The 20,955-nt window shown below is 71.1% G+C and carries 18 protein-coding genes, 1 tRNA gene and 2 pseudogenes; 9 read left to right on the top strand and 12 right to left on the bottom strand.

The window, feature by feature from the left end; all coding sequences use genetic code 11:
• Positions 1 to 17: 17 nt before the first annotated feature.
• Both BJ971_RS07605 and BJ971_RS07600 read right to left on the bottom strand, forming a co-directional pair.
• Positions 18 to 1,520, bottom strand: coding sequence for an MFS transporter (locus BJ971_RS07605; protein WP_184991082.1), 1,503 nt, complete (start codon positions 1,518 to 1,520; stop codon positions 18 to 20).
• A gap of 22 nt (positions 1,521 to 1,542) precedes the next feature.
• Complete coding sequence (locus BJ971_RS07600) at positions 1,543 to 2,232, bottom strand: LppX_LprAFG lipoprotein (protein WP_184991080.1); 690 nt, start codon at positions 2,230 to 2,232, stop codon at positions 1,543 to 1,545.
• A 169-nt stretch (positions 2,233 to 2,401) separates the two neighbouring features.
• On the opposite strand from BJ971_RS07600, the gene BJ971_RS07595 reads away from it, so the two are divergent.
• Complete coding sequence (locus tag BJ971_RS07595) at positions 2,402 to 4,021, top strand: diguanylate cyclase (protein WP_184991078.1); 1,620 nt, start codon at positions 2,402 to 2,404, stop codon at positions 4,019 to 4,021.
• 28 nt (positions 4,022 to 4,049) lie between these two features.
• Here the strand turns inward: BJ971_RS07595 and BJ971_RS07590 are convergent, their stop codons facing one another.
• Positions 4,050 to 4,337, bottom strand: coding sequence for a hypothetical protein (locus BJ971_RS07590; RefSeq protein WP_184999367.1), 288 nt, complete (start codon positions 4,335 to 4,337; stop codon positions 4,050 to 4,052).
• Between the two features lie 252 nt (positions 4,338 to 4,589).
• On the opposite strand from BJ971_RS07590, the gene BJ971_RS07585 reads away from it, so the two are divergent.
• Both BJ971_RS07585 and BJ971_RS07580 read left to right on the top strand, forming a co-directional pair.
• Positions 4,590 to 6,140 carry a GGDEF domain-containing protein gene (locus BJ971_RS07585; protein WP_184991076.1) on the top strand — a complete coding sequence of 517 codons (1,551 nt, stop codon included), beginning with the start codon at positions 4,590 to 4,592 and terminating at the stop codon, positions 6,138 to 6,140.
• 38 nt (positions 6,141 to 6,178) lie between these two features.
• Entirely contained in the window at positions 6,179 to 7,228 is a 1,050-nt protein-coding gene (locus tag BJ971_RS07580) for a serine hydrolase domain-containing protein (protein WP_239087539.1), read from the top strand.
• Here the strand turns inward: BJ971_RS07580 and BJ971_RS40960 are convergent.
• The 6 genes and pseudogenes from BJ971_RS40960 to BJ971_RS07550 form a co-directional block, all read right to left on the bottom strand.
• A pseudogene (locus tag BJ971_RS40960) lies at positions 7,117 to 8,490 on the bottom strand (putative bifunctional diguanylate cyclase/phosphodiesterase); the annotation flags it as partial. The gene BJ971_RS07580 and the pseudogene BJ971_RS40960 sit on opposite strands and share 112 nt — an antisense overlap.
• Before the next feature lie 1,217 nt (positions 8,491 to 9,707).
• Positions 9,708 to 10,142, bottom strand: a complete 435-nt coding sequence (locus tag BJ971_RS07570) for a type II toxin-antitoxin system VapC family toxin (protein ID WP_184991072.1) — start codon at positions 10,140 to 10,142, stop codon at positions 9,708 to 9,710.
• Complete coding sequence (locus BJ971_RS07565) at positions 10,142 to 10,399, bottom strand: type II toxin-antitoxin system Phd/YefM family antitoxin (RefSeq protein ID WP_127501662.1); 258 nt, start codon at positions 10,397 to 10,399, stop codon at positions 10,142 to 10,144. Before BJ971_RS07565 ends, BJ971_RS07570 begins: the two co-directional genes overlap by 1 nt.
• Positions 10,371 to 10,771, bottom strand: a pseudogene (locus BJ971_RS07560) (cyclic-phosphate processing receiver domain-containing protein). The gene BJ971_RS07565 and the pseudogene BJ971_RS07560 overlap by 29 nt, the downstream one beginning before the upstream one ends.
• A 213-nt stretch (positions 10,772 to 10,984) precedes the next feature.
• Positions 10,985 to 11,059, bottom strand: a tRNA-Val gene (locus BJ971_RS07555).
• 59 nt (positions 11,060 to 11,118) lie between these two features.
• Entirely contained in the window at positions 11,119 to 11,526 is a 408-nt protein-coding gene (locus tag BJ971_RS07550; RefSeq protein WP_184991070.1) for a TIGR02611 family protein, read from the bottom strand.
• Between the two features lie 335 nt (positions 11,527 to 11,861).
• Here BJ971_RS07550 and BJ971_RS07545 point away from each other — a divergent pair, with 335 nt between their 5' ends.
• The 4 genes from BJ971_RS07545 to BJ971_RS07530 all read left to right on the top strand — a co-directional run bounded on the left by BJ971_RS07545 (position 11,862) and on the right by BJ971_RS07530 (position 14,278).
• Positions 11,862 to 12,293, top strand: coding sequence for an SsgA family sporulation/cell division regulator (locus BJ971_RS07545; RefSeq protein ID WP_020514863.1), 432 nt, complete (start codon positions 11,862 to 11,864; stop codon positions 12,291 to 12,293).
• 276 nt (positions 12,294 to 12,569) lie between these two features.
• On the top strand, positions 12,570 to 13,502 hold the full coding sequence (locus BJ971_RS07540) for an AraC family transcriptional regulator (RefSeq protein ID WP_184991067.1): 933 nt from the start codon (positions 12,570 to 12,572) through the stop codon (positions 13,500 to 13,502).
• Positions 13,503 to 13,574: 72 nt separating this feature from the next.
• Positions 13,575 to 14,030, top strand: a complete 456-nt coding sequence (locus BJ971_RS07535; RefSeq protein WP_184991065.1) for an RrF2 family transcriptional regulator — start codon at positions 13,575 to 13,577, stop codon at positions 14,028 to 14,030.
• Positions 14,031 to 14,098: 68 nt separating this feature from the next.
• On the top strand, positions 14,099 to 14,278 hold the full coding sequence (locus BJ971_RS07530) for a DUF4236 domain-containing protein (RefSeq protein WP_184991063.1): 180 nt from the start codon (positions 14,099 to 14,101) through the stop codon (positions 14,276 to 14,278).
• A 4-nt stretch (positions 14,279 to 14,282) separates the two neighbouring features.
• On the opposite strand, the gene BJ971_RS07525 is transcribed toward BJ971_RS07530, so the two are convergent.
• Entirely contained in the window at positions 14,283 to 15,203 is a 921-nt protein-coding gene (locus tag BJ971_RS07525; protein ID WP_184991061.1) for a hypothetical protein, read from the bottom strand.
• 94 nt (positions 15,204 to 15,297) lie between these two features.
• On the opposite strand from BJ971_RS07525, the gene BJ971_RS07520 reads away from it, so the two are divergent.
• Together BJ971_RS07520 and BJ971_RS07515 are read left to right on the top strand one after the other, a co-directional pair.
• Entirely contained in the window at positions 15,298 to 17,001 is a 1,704-nt protein-coding gene (locus tag BJ971_RS07520; protein ID WP_184991059.1) for a fibronectin type III domain-containing protein, read from the top strand.
• Between the two features lie 97 nt (positions 17,002 to 17,098).
• Positions 17,099 to 18,688 carry a GGDEF domain-containing protein gene (locus BJ971_RS07515; protein ID WP_184991057.1) on the top strand — a complete coding sequence of 530 codons (1,590 nt, stop codon included), beginning with the start codon at positions 17,099 to 17,101 and terminating at the stop codon, positions 18,686 to 18,688.
• Between the two features lie 3 nt (positions 18,689 to 18,691).
• Here BJ971_RS07515 and BJ971_RS07510 read toward each other — a convergent pair whose 3' ends face one another.
• Together BJ971_RS07510 and BJ971_RS07505 are read right to left on the bottom strand one after the other, a co-directional pair.
• Positions 18,692 to 19,471, bottom strand: coding sequence for an endonuclease/exonuclease/phosphatase family protein (locus BJ971_RS07510; RefSeq protein ID WP_307837397.1), 780 nt, complete (start codon positions 19,469 to 19,471; stop codon positions 18,692 to 18,694).
• Positions 19,468 to 20,952 carry a phosphatase PAP2 family protein gene (locus BJ971_RS07505; protein ID WP_184991055.1) on the bottom strand — a complete coding sequence of 495 codons (1,485 nt, stop codon included), beginning with the start codon at positions 20,950 to 20,952 and terminating at the stop codon, positions 19,468 to 19,470. The genes BJ971_RS07510 and BJ971_RS07505 overlap by 4 nt, the downstream gene beginning before the upstream one ends.
• Positions 20,953 to 20,955: the final 3 nt, after the last annotated feature.

Raw genomic sequence — 20,955 nt, 5'->3', positions numbered from 1 at the left:
TCCCATGGCCGGCATGTCTACGCTTGGCCGGCCGTGGTGGTGGGCTTGCCGCCCAGCAGCAGGCCGAGCAGGGCGCCGACCACGCAGAGGCCGGCCGTGAACAGGAATATCTCTCGGTACTCGGTGTGCAGGGCGGCCTTGATCGCCACCTCGTAGACGTCGAGCCGGGCGCGGTACTCGGCAGGGTCGACGCCGAACGGCAGCGGAGTGTCGAGGGTCGCGGTCAGCGTCTTGAAGCGGTGCAGGCCCCACGCGGTGAGCGCGGCGACGCCGAGCAGCATGCCGACCATCCGGGACACGACCGCGGCGGCGGAGGCCACGCCGTGCCGGTCCGGGGGTGTCACGCGCAGCACGGCCGCGGCGAGCGGCGCGATGACCAGGCCGAGGCCGAGGCCCGCGATGGCGAGGTCGGTGTCGAGGCGGGGCAGTATTCCGGCATAGCGGGTCGCGAGCACGTCGGCCGGCCAGTACGCGATCAGCGCGTACCCGCAAGCGGCCGTGAGCAGGCCGACCAGGGTGACCAGACGCTCGCTCAGGCGGGCCAGCACCAGGCCACCGAGCACGGCGCCGATCGGGAGGGCGATCAGGAAGCGGGTGAGCAGCAGCGTGCCACCGAACGCGTCCCTGCCGAGCAGCGTCTGCGCGACCAACTGGACGTCGACGAGCGTCACCATCAGGGCGGCGCCGGTGCAGAAGCTCGCGCCGAGCGCGGCGAGGAAGGGCGCCATGCGCACGCCCGCCGGATCGAACAGCCTGGTCCGGGCCCGGCTTTCCCACAAACCGAAAAGTACGAGTACGACGACGGCCGCGCCGAGGGTGGCGGGGCCCCACGACGGCAGCACCGCGCGTTCGGGATCCGGGTTGTAGAGACCCACGACGAGCAGGGCCAGACCGGCCGCGAGCAGGATGCCGCCGAGCACGTCGACGCCGGGACGGTGCGGCCGGGCGGCGGTCTCGCGGGGCAGCGCGAACAGTACGGCGACGGCGGCCAGCGCCGCCAGGGGGATGTTGATCCAGAAGATGCCCCTCCAGCCGATCAGCGCGGCGACCGCGGCGCCGTAGATCGGGCCGAGCACGCTGCCCAGTTCCTGCGCGGCGCCGACCGCGCCGAGGGCGACCGCACGGCGGTGCCGCTCCGTCCAGAGGTCGCCGGCCAGGGCCATCGTCACCGGCAGCAGCGCGCCGCCGGCCAGCCCTTGCAGCCCGCGGCCGGCCACCAGCAAGTGGATCGACTCGCCCGAGCCGGCGGTCATCGCCGAACCAACTGCGAAGCCGGCCAGGCAGGCGACGATGACCGCGCGGCGGCCGAGCCGGTCGGAGAGCGAGCCGAGCAGCGGCATCCCGGCCACATACCCGAGCAGGTAGCCGGTCACGATCGGCGTGGCGCGCTCGAGCCGGTTGAGCGGGATGTGCACGTCGCTCAGGATGTCGGTCAAAACGGTCACCACGACGTACGCGTCGAGGGCCGCCAGCAGGACGGTGGCGCCTCCGACGCTGATCGCCAGGCGCCGCCGCGTCACTGCCGGCGCGGCGGTCGTGGTGCTAGGGCGCACTGATCGTCACTGGTGCGTCGAACTCCTTGAAGATCGCGGTCGCCGTGCCGCCCGGCAGCGTGAAGGTCGCCTTGAGCAGGCGCTTGTCGGCGTCGGCGATCCACAACTTGGCCGGGATGTTGCCGGTCAGGCCGGGGATCAGCCCGGCCAGGTCGGTGCCGGTCGTGACGACCGCGACGCGCCAGGCGTCCTTGCCGTCGACCGACTCCGACGCCTCGGTGGTGACGCTGGTCGCCGATCCGAGCACCTTGGCGATGCCACGGTCGGGGTCGAGAATCGCGGACGGGTCGTAGACGGTGGCCGCCAGCGTGAGCGGCAGCGTCTGGTACCCGCCGGTCGGGCCCTTCAGGTAGAGCTTGTCGCCGACGATCACGAACTCCAGCTCGACGACCCCGCCGGCCTGCTCGATCTGAGCGGTGCCCTTCGCGCTGCCTTCCTCGGTCAGCGTGCCCTCGGCGCGGCGCAGGCTGAGCCCGGCGACCTCGCCCTCGGCGGTGATCAGGAACCGCGTGGTCTTGATCTCACGCATCGCCGTGGCGGACTCTTTCACCAGCGTGGCGCCGGACGGCAGGCTGGCCGCAGCCGCCTCACCTCCGCTGTTCCCGGCCTTGTCGGGGGTGCACGCGACCAGGGAGAACAGAACGGCGGACAGCGCGAGGACGGGGCGGAGTCGGAACATACCGCGAATGCTAGACGGGCACGCAAGTGATGCGAACGGCTGATCGTCGCGGGGATGCTGACGTCCCAGCCGATGCGACGGCCGCGCTATAGGTCACAGGGCTCCGGCTCTCACCCCGGGTTCCGCCCTGCCGATGAACCTCATGTATTCCGAGTGAGGAGGCGGCGGCGTGGCGACGTACGTGCTGACTCTGCTCTTCCTCACGGCCGCGGGCATCGCGGCGGCCGTCTCCGTCACCGGCTGGCGACGCCGCCACCAGGCGCCCGGCTACGGCGCGATGGCGGTCCTCGGTGCCGGCATCACCCAGTGGGCGGTCGTCGACGCCGCGTCCATGCAGTTCCGCGACCCCGGCATCGTGCTGGCACTTCTCGGCTCCGCCTTCATCGGGGTGTGCGCCGTCGTCGCCAGTTGGCACTGCTTCTCGTACACGACGATCGACCGCGGCTGGCGGCTGACCCGCAGGCACCTCACCTGGCTGGCCATCGAGCCGGCGCTCTGCCTGCTGGCGGTCGCGACCAACCCCTGGCACCACCAGTTCTTCGCAGGCGCCGAGCCGACCGGGTTCGACGGCGCGTACGTGGCGATCTTCGGTCCGCTCTTCTGGCTGCACACCACGTACTGCTACGTGCTGCTGGGCATCGCACTGACCCGGGTCATCCGGGGTTGGGCACGCGGAGCGTCGCGATACCGCGGCTACCTGATCGCCGTCATCATCTCGATGCCGTCGGCCATCTTCAACGCGATCGGGCTGTCGCTGCACGGCAAGCTCATCGACCTGACCGTCCTCGGCTTCGCCGTCAGCACGCCGATCATGTACGTGATGATGACCCGCTTCTCGCTGCCCGGTCTTGCCCCGGTCGCCCACGAGCGGGTCTTCCAGAAGATCGGCGACGCGGTCGTCGTGGTGGACGCCGGCGGCCGGGTGCTCAACCTCAACCCCGCCGCGGACCGCCTGCTGCACTCGCTGCTGCCGGAGGCGCCGAGCAGCTATGTCGGCGCCACGCTCCGCGTGCTGTTCGGCGCGGAGACGGGCATCAAGCTCGTCCTCGACGCCGACGTCGACGTCGATCACACGATTCAGAATGTCGCCGGCTCCGGGCATGACCTCGAGGTCCGCGTGTCGGCGCTGCAAGACCGCGCCGGCCGCAGCATCGGCTGGGCACTCGTCGCCCGGGACATCACCGAGCGCAGCCGACAGCGCCGCGAGCTCGAGCGCGTCAACAACCAGCTCCGGGAGCAGTTGCACACGATCGAACTGCTTCGCGCGGACCTCGCCGAGCAGGCGGTCCGCGACCATCTGACCGGCCTGCACAACCGGCGCTACCTCATGAACGCCCTGGCCGCCGCGGTCCAGCACGCCTCGAACGCCGGTACGCCGCTGGCCCTCGCCCTAGTCGACCTCGATCATTTCAAGCGGGTCAACGACGAGTACGGCCACGCCGCCGGCGACGCCGTGCTGGTGGAGCTGGCCCGGACGCTGAGCCGCGCCCTCGGCGACGGCGAGGTCGTGGCGCGACACGGCGGCGAGGAGTTCGTCCTCCTCCTGCCCGGAGCCACGCCGGCGGAGGCGGTGGCCCGGCTGGACGCGCTGCGGCAGACGGTGCGCGACAACGCGCTGATCTTCGGCGGCGCGACGATCGTCACGACGTTCAGTGCCGGCGTGACCGTCTACACCGGGCCGGAGTCCCCCGCCACCCTGCTGCAAGCCGCGGACGACGCGCTGTACGCCGCCAAGCAGGGCGGACGCGACCGCGTGGTCCTGGCCGCCGCCGCCCTACCCGCCGCCTAGCGGCGCCACCTCACGGTGGAACCGACGGTCACGACTCCGGGGCCGGGCGGACCACGATTCCACCGAAGCGATGCTCGTCAGCCCAACAGCGGATGCCGTCCACGAGCACGATGTGGTCGCGGCTCACCTGGTCCGCATCGGTCCCGTCGTCGGTGAAGACCGCCCGGAACCCACCGGAGAAGGCGACGTTGTAGAACGTCAGCGGCCGTCCCTCGGTGTCGACGGCTCTGGCAGCGCACCCCGCGCACAGGCGGTCGGGGTACCGCTCACTGGCGGGCAGATCGGCACGGCAGATCGGGCATTGCTGAGTCGTCACGTCCATCTCCTCATGTCCATCCCGGCGCCGCCGAGCCCGAAGATCATAATGCGCGCCGTGTGCGTCGGAGGCCTCGCCGTAGAACGGGCCGCCATCGCCGCTGCCTGCGGCCGAGGGTTGGCTCACAGTGCCCCGGGAATTCCTCAGCCGAGTTGCCTGGCCCCCGATAAGACGCGGTAATCGGGACCGGGGGGTGGATTCTTGGACGGCGGCGGGGCCAAGACCGAGCAACTGTCGGCTGCCGTGCTGGCGATGGAGGACCAAACCGTCACGGATCCCGAGGCTGGACAGGCCGCCGCGGCCGAGCTCGAGCGGCAGGCCATCGCCCTGGGCGAAGAGAATCTCGTCGTCCGCGCCCGCCTCCTCGGCGCCAACATGCTCCGCCGGACCGGCGATCTCGCAGGAGCGGCCCGGCAGCTGCCCGACATCGAACGCTGGGCCGTCGAGCACGGCGACCGCTGCCTTCAGGCCCGCACCTACGTGGCCTGGGCGAACGTCGAGCGGCTGTTCGGCGACACGGCCAAGTTCCTCGAGTACTCGCTGAGCGCGGTCGAACTGCTCGACGACACCGCCACCCCACACATGCAGATCTGGTACCGCTGCACGCTGGCCGATGCGCTGGCCGACAACGGCTACATGGACTCGGCGCGGCCGCGGTTCCAGCAGGTCGAGGCGCTGGCCCGGGAACTGCGGCAGTGGGAGCAGCTCCTCATGGTGCTGAACAACTGGGCATGTTCCGAACAGGAGGCCGGCGACCTCCCGCAGGCCCGGGCGGTCGCCCACCGGATGCAGGAGTACTCCACAGCGCACGGCCTGGACCTCAACCCCGGAATGCTAGACACGATCGGCGCGATCCAGATCGAGCACGGCGAGTACGCGGAGGCCGAGCAGGTGATGCTGGAATGCATCGCGCGGTTCCAGGCCGGGGAGCTCGACCACTCCGGCCAACTGGCCGAATATCAGCTCAATCTGGCTCGAGCCCAGCACGGCCTCGGCGCCCTCGACCGGGCACAGGTGAGCCTCGACGCCGCCCGCGAGCTGTGCGTCGAAGGTGACCTGCACACGCTCCTTGTCCGGGTACACCAGGAACAGGCCGAACTGCACGCCGCCCGCGGGGATTACGCCGCGGCGTTCGCCGCGCAGAAGGTCGTCTTCGCCACCAACGAGGACCTCCAGGCCCGGCAGCAGCTGGCGGAGGCGCTGAACCGGCACGCCATGTTCGAAACCGCGGAGGCCCGCGAGGCAGCCCGGCAGTTCCGGGAGCAGGCTCGCCGCGACCCACTGACCGGCTTGCGGAACCGCCGCTACGTCGATGAGAAACTGCCCGCGCTCCTGGCCGCGGATCCGGACCTGAGCCTCGCGATCTTCGACATCGACCACTTCAAACGGATCAACGACACGCTCGGCCACGACGGCGGCGACCAGGTACTCGCCGAGGTCGCCCGGCTCCTCGACACCCACCTCGCCGCCGCGGCAGCGACCGGGTTCGCCGCCCGACTCGGTGGCGAGGAATTCCTGCTGGTACTCCCGCTCACACCGGTCGCCGCCGCCACAGCGAAATTCGACACCATCCGCCGGGCCATCAGCGAACACGACTGGCACGACACCACGAAGGGCCTGCACATCACCGTCAGCGTCGGCGTCGCCGGCGCGAACGAGACCACCCCGCGCAGCCAAACCGCCACCCTGGCCGCCGCCGACCGGAACCTCTACGCCGCCAAACAAGCCGGACGCAACCGCGTCGTGACCGGAACCGAACCCGAGCCCCGCCACCGCGCCTACCGCGACCACGCCGCGCCCTGACCGCGCAGACGGCTGGACCGGCGGCTTCCTGTGCCATCATGCGTGCCGTGCCCCTCACTCGTCGCGGTCTGCTCGGAACAGGTATCTCCACCGCCGCGGTAGCGCTGACAGGATGCGGCGGGAAGGCGACGCCCATCTGGACGGAGCCCGCACCGACACTGGTGCCGGTCGCAGATCAGATTTCGGCCGCGGCGCCGCCGGCGTACGCGGCTCGGGTGCGGAACGTGCTGACGAGGTACCTGAAGCCGACCTCCGACAACCCGAAGCATCCCGGTTACGCCGGAGCGGTCGCCCTGGTCATGGTCGACGGAAAAACGACGCTGCATTCGGCTGTCGGTCACGCCCTGCGCTACAAGGCCGGCCCGGTGGAGTTGGCCGCGAACAAGCGGGTGGCGATGAAGCCGGACTCGATCTTCGATCTGGCCTCACTGACCAAGGTCTACACCGCGCTGCTGGTGTTGCAGCTCGTCGACCAGGGCAAGGTCGAGCTTGACCAGCCGCTGCGGAAGTACCTGCCCGAGTTCACCGGCACCGGAAAGGGCGCCATCACCGTCGCCATGCTGCTGGCCCATACGTCGGCGCTGCCGGTCGGTGCCAAGGTCACCGGCCTGGCCGACAACGCGTCCCGCTGGAAGGCGGTGCTGACCACGCCACTGGTCAAGGGTGGAGTGCCCGGCACGACGTTCCGCTACTCCAGCGTGGGTCTGATGGTGCTGGGCCGGCTTGTAGAAAGACTCACCGGCAAGAACCTGGACAAGGCGCTGCGTGACAATCTGCTGACCCCGCGCGGGCGGCGCCGCTGCCGCAGATTGCGCCGAACCCGATCGGGCGGTGGTCGCGTCTGTGGTCACGCAGCCGTTTCGAGGGTGCCGGGTCGTTCGGCGGTGAGCAACTCGTGCAGGGTGCCGATCGGGGCCGGCCGGGCGAAGTGGTATCCCTGGGCGAGGTGGCAACCGATGCGGCGCAGCCGCTCCGCCTGTCCGGGGGTCTCCACGGCTTCGGCCAATGTGACCAGGTTCAGGCTGCGGCCGAGGGCCACGATCGTGCGCACGAACGCGATCTCACGCGGGCTGCCGTCCTCGATCTGATGTGAGGTGAACGAGCCGTCCATCTTCAGGATGTCGACCGGCAGTTCGCGGAGGTAGGCCAGCGATGAGTAGCCGGTGCCGAAGTCGTCGATGGCGATCCGGACACCGTGGTCGCGTAGCTGCTGCAGTTGCGCGATGGTGTTGGCGGCATCGGTCACCGTGGTGATCAGGACGGTTTCGGTGATCTCGACGATCAGGGACTGGCCAGGCAGGTCGGCGGAGCGGAGGCGGTTCAGCACACGGTCGGCGAACCCCGCGTCACGCAGTTGATGCGCCGACACGTTCACCGTCACGGGTACCCGGTGCGCGCTCCACAGGCCGGCCAGATCGGCGCAGACCTGGTCAAGTACCCAGTCGCCGATGATGGTGATCTCTCCGCTCTGTTCGGCGAGCGGAATGAACTGTGCCGGTGAGACGGGCGTGCCGTCCGGGCGGGTCCAGCGCAGCAGGGCCTCGGCGGCGATGATGCCGCCGGTGTTCAGGTCGACGATCGGCTGGTAGTGCATGCTGAACTCGCCCGCCCCGACGGCACGCTGCAGGTCGGCGACGAGGTCGCGGTTGGCCCGCCATTGCGCGTACGCGCTCGGATTGAAAATGGACAGCCCGTTGCCCTCGGCTCGGGCATTCTGGAGAGCCAGATCGGCGTCGCGCAGCGCCGTGCCGGCGTCGCCGCCTGCCGTGATGGTGACGGCGCCGACGCTGGCCTGGACCCGGCGGCTGGTCAGGCCGGCCACCGGATACGGCTCGGCGATGGCCTGCCGCAGCCGCTGGGCGAGGTCATGCAACTCAGCCTCGTCGCCGCGGGTGAGTACGGCGAAGGCGTCGGCTTCGAGCCGTACCACCACGGCGTCGCCGGGTGCTGTCGCGCGCAGGCGCTGACCGCTTTCGACGAGCACGGCGTCGCCCGCCGGATGGCCGAAGGCAGCGTTGATCTCCCTGAAGCCGTCGAGATCCAGCACCAGGAGCGCCCGGCCATGGTTCGCGCGCCGGTGGAGATGGTTCTGCAGGACGGCCCGGTTGTCCAGGCCGGTCAGTGGGTCGATGTAGGCGCGCCGGTTGACGGCCGCACCGAGCTGTGCCAGCCGGGCGATCAGGAGAACCGACGTGGCGCAGCCGAGGCACAACACCACGCTCAGCCGCAACGTCAGATGACCGGACCCCAGGGTCGCGGCCACGAACACACCCAGGGCGGCGATGAGCCCGGTCAGCGTGACATAGCCGCCCAGCCTGGTCCGCGACAGCGGGGCGGCATTTCGCGGCATACTGCCGGTGCTGCGGGCCATGGACGGGTGCAACGCCGCAGCACCGATCAACACGTACGCCGTCAGCCCGCCCACCGATGCCCAGGTGGCCACCTGCACCGCGCCGACGGCCTTCGCGGCGTAGTAGATGGTGTCGGTCGCGATCCACAGGGCTGCGGCAGCGACCATCAGGCGGTATGCCATGGTGCGTACGCGGGAGACCACCGCGACCCGCACCGTCAACGCAAGGAACAGCAGGTCGAGGCCGACGTAGCAGAGGTAGGCGCCCAGCCGTAGCCCGGTGAACCGGTCACCGAAGAGCAGCGGATCCAAGATGATCACCCAGGCCACGGCGGCGCCACCGGTCAGGACGATCGCCGCGTCGATGAGTCCGCCGCGATATCGGCCCGGCCGGATCCACCAGTAGGCGCTGGTGATCAGAAGACACATCGAAAGCGCGTAGGACAGATCGCCCAGGGACGGGAATCGCACCACGCCGGCCGGTGTCATCGCCGTGGCCCATCCGAGATTGGCCAGCACCGACATTCCGATCGTGGCGACCATCAACCACCATGGCCGTGACCAGGCTGGGCGGTATCGGCGTATGCCGATGATCAGGGCGGTCAGCACCAAAGCGGCGAGCGACGTGTACAGCCAGACCCGTACCGTCGGCGATGCCGGCGGAACGGCAGCCAGAATCAGGCAACCAAGACCGAGGTACCAGCGAGGGATGCGCTCGCGGCCCTGGGCACGCCAAACAGCCGGTATTCCCCGTCCCGTCACGTCAGTAAGCTCACCAAGGCACAGGTGCGGCGGCGGTACGAATTCGGTGCGAACGGGCTGCGGGTTGCCGCCGACCTCACCACCGTGAGCCTGTGGCGCGGGGTTGATCTTGTGCTCCCACCATAAGGAGCAAAACGAAACGGCTCATTACCGAGGATCCGGTAGCGAGCCGTTGACCTGCACTAACTGTGGTGGACCATAGTTGGCAGAATACGAACCGCATTCCCGCAGCTCAGGACCCATCGTGACCCTAGCGGCAGTGCGTCGACGCACGATCTGATCGATTCATCACCGGTCGCTGCCCGCCGTATCGCCACCATGCCGATCCGATCCGTCGTCAGCATCGACAATGCGACCATGGCCGTCTGCCCCCCTGCTGGATCATGACCGCCAAGGCCGTGACCGCCGGATGCCCAGCCCCACCTGTCGGCTCTTCGACGGCTACCGGCGAAGGCTCAGGCACTGTCGTCGAGAGGCTGCCACGGGTCGATGATCTCAACGCCCGCGGGCGCGAAGTCGGCCACATTACGAGTGACGACCGGCATGCCGTGCACGAGTGCGGTCGCCGCGATCAGCGAGTCACGAACGGGCCGCGGATCAGGAACGTGCAGAGTAGCGCTGCGCCGCGCGACGGCGGTGTCAACCGGGAGAATCCGCTCGGCGAAAGCGGGCAGCACCTGCGCCTCCAGCCAACGACGCAGGATCGCACCCTGCGCCGGATCACGCCGCTCGGCCAGCAAAACCCCGATCTCCAACTCCTGAACAGTGATCGCCGAGACGAACATACTGCTGGCCGCAGCACCGGCCGCCCACGCGACGACGTTCTTGTCAGCCCGACCGGCCTTGGCCTTGCGCAACTCGGAGACGACGTTCGTATCCAGCAGAAACATCAGGTCAGGTCCGCAGGCCGGGCCAGGTCGCGCGACGCGGTGATCTCGAACTCGACGTCAGCCTCATCCGGAGACAAGCCGAGCAGGTCGACAATGCTCTCCTGGCCACCGGTCAGCCGCTCGTAGTCCTCGAACGTCAGCAGCACGTGCGCCGGCCTGCCCCGGTCAGTGATGAAGACCGGGCCGCTGCGAGCCGCGTTCTTGGCCCGTCCTGTGTCCTGGTTGAACTCACGGCTCGACAATCTGGTGACCGTCACAGCTCCCACCCCCAAGCGCGTGTAGCAATGTTACTACCCGCAGGGGCGCGTGACACCCGCGGTCCACGCCCCTCCGGACCGCGACCTGCGCCATCTTCGCGGCGCCTGCGGGATTGGCCGAGTGGATGATGACGACACCGACATCGAAAGGCCGGCCCTCGAAGGCAGCCCGTTCCAGGACTTCCACGACCGGCCAAATGGTGTCATCGCCGCCGAGGTCATGGTCGAGCCAAGCTCATCGAGCCGGTGGCTGCGATAACGGTCGAGGAACTCGACGCCAGCCGAGCTTGTGCGAGCCACCTCGGCTGGCCGACCGTCGACGAACGAGCGGAGATCGTCGACGAGGACGATCGTCGGCTTGCGGTCAGTCATCGCACGATGATGCCCGGTCTTCCCCAACGCCTCGATCGAATATCCGATCTGCGGCGGTACAGAGCTACCTCACCCAGGCCCTTCCGAGCCGGGTCGGGACAGGACCATAGTTGGACACGAACCGGCCTCCTGATCCGCATAATCGCAGGTCAGGAGACTCCCAAACAACAACAACCGGATACCCAAATCGGGCATCCGGTTGCATAGCGGTGCTGGTGGGCGATACTGGGATCGAACCAGTGACCTCTCCGGTGTGAACGGAGCGCTCTCCCGCTGAGCTAATCGCCCTCAACGGAGTCAGACTGTACCGGACCGGCGACCTCTGATGCGAACCAGGGTCCGGCGCGTCAACCCCCGGTGACGTAGTCCCAGATCACCGACGCCAGGTCGACGTCCATGGTGAGCTTCACCGACGTCCACACCACCGCGCAGATGAATACGCAGCCGACCAGGCCGATCAGCGCGCGCAGGGGCAGCGACTGCGCGAGCACCCATCGGGTCCAGCCCTGCACGTGCTTCTTGGTGAAGTGGAGCAGGTGCTTCGCCCAGACGAACTCGACGGCCCAGATCGCCAGGCCCAGGATCACGATCGCCCAGCCGGGGCCCGGGAACGGGATCAGCACGATGCCCAGGGCGACCACGAGACCACCGAGGATTCCGATACCGATCTTGAGTGCCAGCCGGCCGGTGGGATTGGCCCGGATTCGGTCGAGCACCCCGAGAGGTGAGTGCTCCTCGGGCGGCGTTTCGGTCATGGGGTCGGTTTGGGACATCTCGTTCACTTTCGCGGCAAAGATCGCGGGCTCCCCGTCATTTCATCCCCCAGTGTTCCCCAGCCCCGTCACTACCCGGGAGGAATGGACGTTACCGGAGTGAGTCAACTGCTGGACCACCCGACGCCGGGCGGAACCGAGTACATGGGCAGAACAGGACAAGATACCGTTTAACGGCTCGTTCGGTGAGCTTATCGGAACCGTCTTCCCACTACTGGGTGAGATCAGCGTATGGCGGAGCGTAATGACAGGGATCACCTGAGTATGGGAAACGCGGGGTTCACCAGCCTCGCAGCGGTGCCGGGGGGAGTTCGTCCATGAGTACCATTCGTCCAACGACCGTCGAGGTCGAAACCTCGCTGCGGCTCGTAGCGCCAGACGCCACGGCTCTGCCCGTGCGCGCCAGTCTGCGGTACGACCCAGCCGACCCGTACGCGGTCCACGTGTTGTTCCACGCAGAATCAGCCGGTGGGGAAGCCGTTAGCTGGTCCTTCGCGCGGGAACTGCTTGTGACCGGGCTTGATGAGCCCGCGGGGATCGGCGACGTCCGGGTGTGGCCGTGGGCCACGCCGCGGGGCGACTTCGTCGCCCTGGCGCTGTCGTCACCCGACGGCAACGCGCTTTTCGAAGTGCCGCGCAGCGTTCTGGTCCGGTTCCTGCGGCGCACCTATGTGGTGGTGCCGCGCGGCCGGGAGTCCGAACACCTGGACGTGGACGCGGCGGTGAACCGGCTGCTCGCCGGTCGATAACGACAGGAATTGCCGGGGCGACCCGTGCGGACACTGCCGGTCCGCGCGGGTCGCCTTTTACATGCCGGAACGGGCCGGCCGAGCCGATCGAACACAAGCCGGGCCGATAGAACGCAACAGGGTGAGAAACGGACATTCAACGGGCCTAAGCTGATTACCGGACAGAAAGCGAATAGCACCACCGACCACACCTTTATGTCTGATTTAACCCCATTAAAGTCCGCTCTCCGGGTTCGCACGTGCATCACTGGTCACGGCCCGCTACGGTCGGGCTCGATGGTCACCTCCGGTCCGAGCCTCGCCAGGCACGCACCCGCCCCGAACTGGGCGGGCGTCGGAACCTGGACGCTGCCGGAGACCGACCTCGCCGTCGCGGACCCGGCGCCGCGGCTGCTGCACTATCACCTGCTGGCCCTGACCACCGCGGGACACGGCACGGTCGAGATCGATTTCGCCGCGCACCCCTGCCGGCCGGGCACCCTGCTCTGGATCCGTCCCGGTCAGGCGATGCGCTTCGGCGTCGAGCCGGGGCTGGACGCGGCGCTGGTCTCCTGGGACCGCGAGCTGCTCTCGGCCGCCGAGGTCGCCGGCGTGCCGGTCGACGATCTGCCGGGGCCGAACCACTGGCAGCTGACCGGCGAGGACGCGGACGCGGTGATCAACGAGGTGGCCCAGCTCGGCGTCGACTGTGCCCGGCACTCCTCGGGGGTGGTCGCGGGTGCCCTGCTGCGTCATCAGCTCGCCGTCCTGTTGCTGCGGATCGCCCTGCTCACCGACTCCGCCGACGGGTTCGGCGGTACGACGACGTCGGAGAGCCGGACGTTCGCGCGGTTCCGCCGCGACCTCGAGGACGGCCACCCGCACAGCCGGCGGGTCGAGGACTACGCGGCGCGGATCGGCTGCTCGGTCCGCACGCTGACCCGGGCCTGCCTCGCGGTCACCGGCCGCAGCGCGAAGCGTGTCGTCGACGACCGGGTGGCGCTCGAGGCGCAACGCCTGCTGGCCTGCACGGACCTGTCCGTCGCCGAGATCGGCCGGCGGCTCGGATTCGGCGAGCCGACCAACTTCGGGCGCTTCTTCCACCGCGAGGTCGGGCTCAGCCCGGGCGCGTTCCGGACCGGCGTGGCGACGCCGATGCCCGACCAGGTGCCCGACGGCGTGGCCGACATCGGGGCCCGGGTCCCCGCTCAGCGACTGGCTAATGACTGAAAGTAATGCCCGAATTCCCATATTTCCCGGGGTGCGCGAGGGCGACGGGCGTAGACGCGGCATGATGGTGGTGTGCAGATCTCCGCGCGCGGCGACTACGCGGTACGGGCGGCGCTGAGCTTGGCCCACGCCTACCCGGCCCTGATGTCCGCCCAGGCCGTTGCCCAGGACCAGAACATGCCTCGAAAGTTCCTCGAGGCGGTTCTCGCCGACCTGCGCCGCGCCGGGGTGGTCAGAGCTCAGCGCGGCGCCGAGGGCGGCTACACATTGTCGCAGTCCCCACGCGACATCACGATCGGCCAGGTGCTGCGGGCCGTCGACGGTCCACTCGCGGGAGTCCGCGGGCTGCGCCCCGAGGAGACGCAGTACTCCGGCGCGGCCGAGAACCTGCCCAACCTGTGGGTCGCCGTGCGGTCCGCCGTGCGCGAGGTCGTCGACGAGGTGAGCCTGGCCGAGCTGATCAGCGGCCGCATGCCGGCGCACGTCCGCAAGCTCACCACCAGGCCCGACGCCTGGCAGCCGCGCTAGCGCGTTTGCGAATATCGACGATCGGGAACCTTCCGGCCAACCGGCTATCCACGGAAGGACTCTCACCGATGGGCATCATGTTCCGCAGTCGCAGGAAGTTCGGACCGCTGATCCTGAACTTCACCCAGCGGGGCTTCTCGTCCTGGTCCATCAAGATCGGACGTTGGTCGTGGAACTCGCGTGCGCGGGCGCACCGCGTCGACCTGCCCGGTCCGCTGTCGTGGAAGCAGGACAAGTCCCGCTCCTGACCACCTAACCGGCGGCGATCACCACGTCGCCGCCGAGCCTGCCGTGCTCCGGCCGCCGGGTCACCGACCCGGCGGTCAGCAGCGCGTGCAGCACCCTTGTCGCGTCCGCGGCCCGGTAGACGGTCTCGGTGAGCGCGAAGGTCCGCAGCTCGGTCACCGTCGCCTCGCCCACCTCGGCGAGGTGGCTGAGCAGTTCCCGCCGCAGCGGCCCGGGGTGCGGATTGAGCGAGATGTCGATCAGGTGCCGCTCCGGGTCGCCCGGGTCGCGGTAGCGCACCCCCGCGTACTCGTCGACGGCCCAGAGCGTGTCCTTGAAGCCCTCCAGGCTCTTGCCCGCGGCGGTCGCGAAGATCAGCACCTCACCGGGCCGCTCGTCGACGGCCAGCTCCACCGCGGCGACCAGCGGAAACCCCGCGGCGTGCAGCCCGGCCCGGTACTCCTCCGGCGCGAAGCCCTCGGCACGCAGCACGATGATGGCCTCCGCCGGCCGGCCCGCGGCGATCGCCGCGACGGTGGCCGCGGCCGGCGGCACGCCCGCGGCGGTCGCATCGAGAAAACCCAGCAACGGTACGCGGGCAGCGCCGGCCGCCGTCAGCGCGACGGCGAGCGAGGCGTCGGTACCACCGGCGACGGTGTGCACGCTCAGGCCCGCCACCGCGTCGGCGTCCCGCTGCACCGCGGCCAGCCGCTCACCGACCTCGGTGGTCTGCTCGCCCACCGCCACCATCGTCAGTTCCCGGCCTCTGACCAGGTCGGACTGTTCGGCGAACACGCGCAGGGCCGCCTCGGCCAGGTCCGGACCGGCGTCGGCGTACCCGTGCGCGTAGGTGGCGCGGCGGGCCCGGTGCAGAGCGGCGGGCGCCCACGCCTCGAGGTGCCGGACGAGGATCTCGCGCTTGACGTCGGCGACGCTGTCAGCGGTCATAACCGAGTTATACGGCGTCCGGGTCACGCGGGTGGGACCGGGTCCACGCGCGGAGGGACTTGAACCTAGGGTGTCCGAACAGACACTATGAGGCGTGGCACCTCCGCTCGCCGAACTGACCGCCCGAGCACAGACCCTGACCTCCGCAGGCGACCTCGCCGGTGCCCGGGAGCTGCTCGCCGACGTGCTCGACCCGGCCGACATCGATCCCCAGCGTGCCTCCCCCGACCTCGCGCTGGCCGCGGCGTTGCAGGCACGCATCCTGATCGCCCTCGGCGATCCGCACGGCGCGCGGACCTGGGCCGGCTTCGCGCACGCCGCGGAGGAGCGCCTGCACGGCCCGCACGACGAGCGCACGGTCGCCGCGGCGGCCACCCACGCCGCCGTCCTGCACCGGGTGGGCAGCCACGGCCGGGCGGCCCAGCTCTACCACGACCTGGTCGGCGAGCTGACCGCATTGGACGGCAGCCTGTCGCCGCGGGTGCTGGCCGCCGAGGCCGACCTGGCCACCGCCGAGCACGCGGCGGGCCACTGCTCCACCGCGCGCACCCGGCTCGCCGACGCCTGGGCCCGGCACCACGAGACGTACGGCGACGCGGCCCCGGCCGGGATCAAGATGCTGGCCCGGCTCGGCGCGATGGAGCGGGAGTGCGGCCGCGACCGCGAGGCGCAGGCCCATCTCGCGCAGGCGCAGGAGCTGTGCGCCCGCCACCTGCCGCCCGACCACGCGCTCGCCCAACAGGTCGCCCGGCTCGCCGGGGCGCCGGCCACCGGGCGGCACGTGTGCGGCCGGGTGCAGAGCTCCGTCGGACCGACCTCCGGCGGCCCGGCGTCGGGCGTGACCCGGGTGCCGGCCACGACCGTCCCGGGCGTGCACCCGGTACGCCGGCCCGCGCCCGGCGACCTGACCGGCCGGCACGCCCGCCCGGAACCCGCGCTCACGCTGCCGCTGACCTCGCCGCCCGCACCGGCGCCGGAGGACGCGCCCGCCGAACCGGCGGTCGACGAGCGGGCCGGCTACGAGCCGGCGATCCACCAGCCCGCCGCCCGGGTGCCGGACGGCGACGTGGCCGACCAGCCGTCGGCCGACCAGCCGTCGGCCGGCCGGCCGCCCGAGGCCTTCGAGCGGGCGCCGGAACAGGGCGTGCCGGCCGAGCCGCTGCCGCCGCAGGCCTGGACCGTCGAGCCGCCCGGCCCCTGGCCGCCCGACTCGTTCCCGCCCGACGCCTACCCGCCCGACGCCTATCCGCCGGGACCGAGAATCCCCCGGCAGCCCGTCGACCGGGCCACCGCACCGGTGACCGACCGCCGTCTGCCCGTACCGGTGGAGAAGACCCGCCCGCGCGCCTCCCGGCAGTCGCTGGTCCTGGCCGCGGTGCTCGTCGCGGGGATCGCGGTCGCGGCCGCGGTCGTGGTCGCGACGCTGCCGGGCGACGAGCGGGAAGCGGCGCCGCCCGCCGCCGCGCCCTCGGCGCCGGCGGCGACGGCCGGCACCTCGCCGGCGCCGTCGCCGTCGCCGACGACCACCGTGGTGGCGCCGGCCGGGGTGACGCTGAAGGACAACCGGGACAGCGTGTCGCTTACCTGGCGCTATCCGAAGGGCTCGGAGGGGCCGGTGCTGATCTCCGGCGGCCGCACCGGGCAGGAGCAGCGCGCCTTCCAGCAGCTTCCCGCCGGCACCACCGACTACGTCGTGTACGGGCTGAACAAGCAGATCGACTACTGCTTCACCGTCGCCGTGGTCTACACGGTCGACCAGGTCGCCGCCTCAAAGCCGGTCTGTACCCGGCGCAACTAACCGATTCGCAACTGGCGGACCCTCAGCATTCAGCGTGGGTACCCGATCGGGAGCTTGCCAAGGACCCGCCGGGACCCATGGGGAAAGCAGGACGCCAGTGACGACGGAGGCGACAACAGCCGTCGACGCCGTGGTCGCGGACGACCTCGCGGCGCTCGAGGCGACCCTGGTCGAGCTCGAGGCGCGCCCGCCGTCGCAGTTCCGCACCACGGCCGCTCCCGCCGCCGTCGTCGAGCGCCGGGCCACCGAGCTGGGCGGCGAGGCGCTGGCCATGCGCGCCCGGCTGCTGCGCGCCACCGTCCTGGTCCGCGACGGCAAGTCCGAGCAGGGCGGCCGCTGGGCGCATCAGGTGCTCGCCTGGTCGCAGCAGCACGGCGACGCGTTCCTGCTGTCCCGCTCCCACCGGGCGCTGTCGTTCTTCTACCGGCAGATCGGCGACCTCTCCGAGGCGCTCACCCACGCCGTGCAGTCCGTCGCCAACCTCACCGACGACGCGCCGCGGGTCGTCCGGGCCCGGCACCTGATGGCGCTCGCGGTGGCGCTGGACGAGAGCGGCTCGACCGAGGAGGGCGACCGGCGCTTCCGCGAGGCGCTCGCCCTGGCCACGGCCGAGAACGACCTCGAACTCGCCCTCAACATCCTGAACAACATGGCCTTCACGGCCTACGAGAACGGCGACGAGGCCGGCGCACAGAAGCTTGTCGCGCAGATGCGGGCCGTGCAGGCGCGCGGCGGCCGGGCGTTCGGCACGCTGGAGCTCGACACGGTGGCCCGCATCGACATGATGAGCGGCAACTACGCGGCGGTCGAGGAGGCACTGCACACGCTCGTCGACGGCGGCGCGGAGTCCACGATCGTCGCCCTCGAGGGCGACACCTCGGCGCTGTGCCTGCTCACCCTGGCCGAGGCGCGCCGGCTGGACCGGCGCTACGCCGGTGCGCAGGCCGCCCTGGACACCGCGGTGCGGCTCGCGGAGGAGCGCGGCCTGGATCGCGTACGGGCGCAGGCGCGCGAGGAGCAGGCGGCGCTGTACGCCGCCACCGGCCGCTTCCGCGAGGCGTACGAGGAGCACCGCGCGTTCCACTCCGCGGCCACCGCCCTGCACTCCACCCAGCGTGAGGCGCAGGCGCGGGCGCTACAGGCGGTCTTCGAGGCGACCGAGGCGCGCCGCGCCAGCGAGCACTTCCGGGAGATGGCCCACCGCGACGCGCTGACCGGGCTCTACAACCGGCGCTACGTCAACGAGCGGCTGCCCGCGCTGATCGGCGAGGCCGTCGCCACGCGGACGCCGATCTCGGTCGCGATCCTGGACCTGGACCACTTCAAGCGGGTCAACGACACGCTGTCGCACAGCACCGGCGACACGGTGCTCCAGAACGTCGCCCAGCTGCTGTCGGAGTCGGTGAGCGGCGCGATGATCGCCGCCCGGATGGGCGGCGAGGAGTTCCTGCTGGTGCTGCCCGGCATGGACGCGCAAGAGGCGACCGAGCGCTGCGAGCGGCTGCGGCTGCGCATCCGGGCGCACGCCTGGGAGCCGATCACCGGCACGCTGGCCGTGACGACAAGCATCGGCGTGACCACGGCGGCCGAGGGCCGGGCCACCCCGTCGGCGTTGCTGTCCCTGGCCGACCGCAACCTGTACGTGGCCAAGCGCGAGGGCCGCGACCGCGTCGTCGCCGACGCCTAGGGCCTAGAGGTCCAGCTCCACGACGAGCGGGTAGTGGTCGGAGGCGTACTCGGCCTCGGCGCCGCGGATCACCCGGACCCGCGTCACGGCGGCCGCGATCGGCGCCGTGGCCAGCACGTAGTCGAGCCGCATCCCGGCGGCGGAGAACTCACCGCCACCGCCGGCGGTCGTCGGCACCGTGAGCCCGTCGCCCTCCCCCGCCACCTGCCACAGGTCGGTGAGGCCGCCGGCCGCGAACTCCGCGATCGCCCGGGTGTCGGCCGCGCCGTCCGGGCCGAGATGGCGGCGCCGGTAATGCTCCGGCAGCCGCGCCAGCCGTTCGGCGTGATCGGTACCCGGGTCGAGCGAGTTGAGGTCACCGGCGATCAGCACCGGTCCCGGCGCCGCACGGCAGCGCGCCACCAGCCGGCGTGCCTCGCGGCGCCTGCGGCTCGGCGAGAACGGGTTCAGGTGGGTGCTGACCACCGTCACCGGCCCGGCCGCCGTCGGCGTGACCACCACCGCGGCGGCGTGGTGCAGCCGCCACCACAGCGCCGACCAGGAGACGATCCGCAGCGGCGGCCGGACCAGCACCGCGACCGGCTGGCCGAGGACCGACCGCGCGAGGAACGGCGTCATGTTCAGGGCGCGGGCCACGTCCCGCATCCGGCCGCCGGGAAAGCCGCGCAGCTCCTGGAGGGCCAGGATGTCCGGCCGCTCCCGGCGCAGCAGGTCGAGCGCGGCGTCGAGCCGGCCGCCGCTGCCACCGGTCTTGATGTTCCAGGTCAGGAATCGCAGCGTCACCTGGCGGGCACCTCGGCCGGTTCCCGGTCCGCGGCCGCGGGCGCACCCTCGGGGTCGCCGACGTCGGCGTTCGGCCGCAGCACGAACCAGAGCAGCGTGATCCAGCAGGCCGCCAGCACGCCCGCGCCCAGCGCGTCGGTCGGGTGGTGCATGCCGCGGTACATCCGCGACAGTGCGACCCCGAGCGGCATGACCACCGCCGCCGCCACGAAGAGCCACCGCCACCAGGCCCGCACCCGCGGCACCACCAGCAGGGCGATCGCGGCGTAGAGGCATATGGTCGCGGCGATGTGTCCGGAGGGGAACGACGACGTCGGCATCTGCCCGTCCAGCTGCTCGACCGGCGGCCGCGGGCGGCCGACGGCGGCAGCGGTGGTCAGGAAGAGGCTGAGTTCGCCGAACATGGCCAGCACCACGAAGAGCACCGGCCGCCAGCTGCGCCACGCCGCCACCGCCAGCGGGCAGAAGACCAGCGAGACGGCCAGGATCAGGTGGGTGTCGCCGGCCTTGCTCCAGGCGTAGCTGAGGTCGTCCAGTGCGGGCGTCCGGAGGCTCTGCAACGCGCGCACCGCGCCGACGTCGGCCGAGGAGATCCAGGTGCCGCCGGTGCGGTTGGTGAGGATCCAGCCGAGCACGTACAGCACCCCGAAGGTGAACACCCAGCCGACGATCAGCACCGCCGCGCCGGCCCAGGGGTGCGGCAGCACCTTCTCCCCGTCGGGCGCCAGGGTCACGTCGTGGCCGGCCTCCGGCTCGAGCCCCTGCTCGACCGGGCCGACGGGCCGGCCGACCTCGCGGCGCCAGACCCGGAACGCGTACGCGGTGACGCCGAGCCAGGCGGCGCCGAGCAGCCAGCCGGCGAGCACGTCGGAGAGGAAGTGCACGCCGAGCGCGATCCGGGTGACGCCGATGACGGCGATGACCGCCGCGGTCAGCCCGATGGCGAGGCTGCGCCGGCGCGGCGCGACGGCGGGCAGGAACACCAGCAGCAGGGCGCCGTACACGACCATCGAGCCGAGCGCGTGGCCGCTCGGGAAGCTGTTGCCGGGCGCGGCGGAGACCGGCGCCTCGACGACCGGGCGCAGCCGCCCGACGAGGGTCTTCAGCGACGGGTCGAGCAGCAGCGCGCCGGCACCGGTGACGGCCAGGTAGACCGCGAGCCGGAAGCTCCGGCGGATCAGCAGCAGCGCCACGACGACAGTGACGAGCCAGATCATGATCGGCCGGCCGCCGAGCCGCGCGACGGCCTCGAGCACGGTGACCGCCGGCGGGTACGGGGCGACCAGGCCGTTCAGGCCGTCCGCCACGGCCCGGTCGAGCCGTTCCAGCGGCTCCCAGCGCAGCCGCACCAGCAGCAGGAGCAGGCCGAAACCGAGCCCGATCACCACGACCGCCGACAGCCCGAGCACGCTGCGCTCGGTGAAATGGCGTGCCGGCGTCCAGCCGGCTCGCCGGTGGACCGTGCCGTGCTCGGTCGACATCCG

This window comes from Amorphoplanes digitatis, assembly GCF_014205335.1.
Classification (GTDB): domain Bacteria; phylum Actinomycetota; class Actinomycetes; order Mycobacteriales; family Micromonosporaceae; genus Actinoplanes; species Actinoplanes digitatus.
Note: the sequence above shows the minus strand (reverse complement) of the source record. Positions and strands in the feature narration are given on the sequence as shown.

Bases quoted from the DNA above. Each gene is read 5' to 3' on its own strand.
- BJ971_RS07570 (WP_184991072.1), bottom strand. From the start codon at position 10,142: ATGTTTCTGCTGGATACGAACGTCGTCTCCGAGTTGCGCAAGGCCAAG.
- BJ971_RS07540 (WP_184991067.1), top strand. From the start codon at position 12,570: ATGGTCACCTCCGGTCCGAGCCTCGCCAGGCACGCACCCGCCCCGAAC.
- BJ971_RS07550 (WP_184991070.1), bottom strand. From the start codon at position 11,526: ATGACCGAAACGCCGCCCGAGGAGCACTCACCTCTCGGGGTGCTCGAC.
- BJ971_RS07580 (WP_239087539.1), top strand. From the start codon at position 6,179: ATGCGTGCCGTGCCCCTCACTCGTCGCGGTCTGCTCGGAACAGGTATC.
- BJ971_RS07585 (WP_184991076.1), top strand. From the start codon at position 4,590: ATGGAGGACCAAACCGTCACGGATCCCGAGGCTGGACAGGCCGCCGCG.
- BJ971_RS07545 (WP_020514863.1), top strand. From the start codon at position 11,862: ATGAGTACCATTCGTCCAACGACCGTCGAGGTCGAAACCTCGCTGCGG.
- BJ971_RS07530 (WP_184991063.1), top strand. From the start codon at position 14,099: ATGGGCATCATGTTCCGCAGTCGCAGGAAGTTCGGACCGCTGATCCTG.
- BJ971_RS07505 (WP_184991055.1), bottom strand. From the start codon at position 20,952: ATGTCGACCGAGCACGGCACGGTCCACCGGCGAGCCGGCTGGACGCCG.
- BJ971_RS07600 (WP_184991080.1), bottom strand. From the start codon at position 2,232: ATGTTCCGACTCCGCCCCGTCCTCGCGCTGTCCGCCGTTCTGTTCTCC.
- BJ971_RS07525 (WP_184991061.1), bottom strand. From the start codon at position 15,203: ATGACCGCTGACAGCGTCGCCGACGTCAAGCGCGAGATCCTCGTCCGG.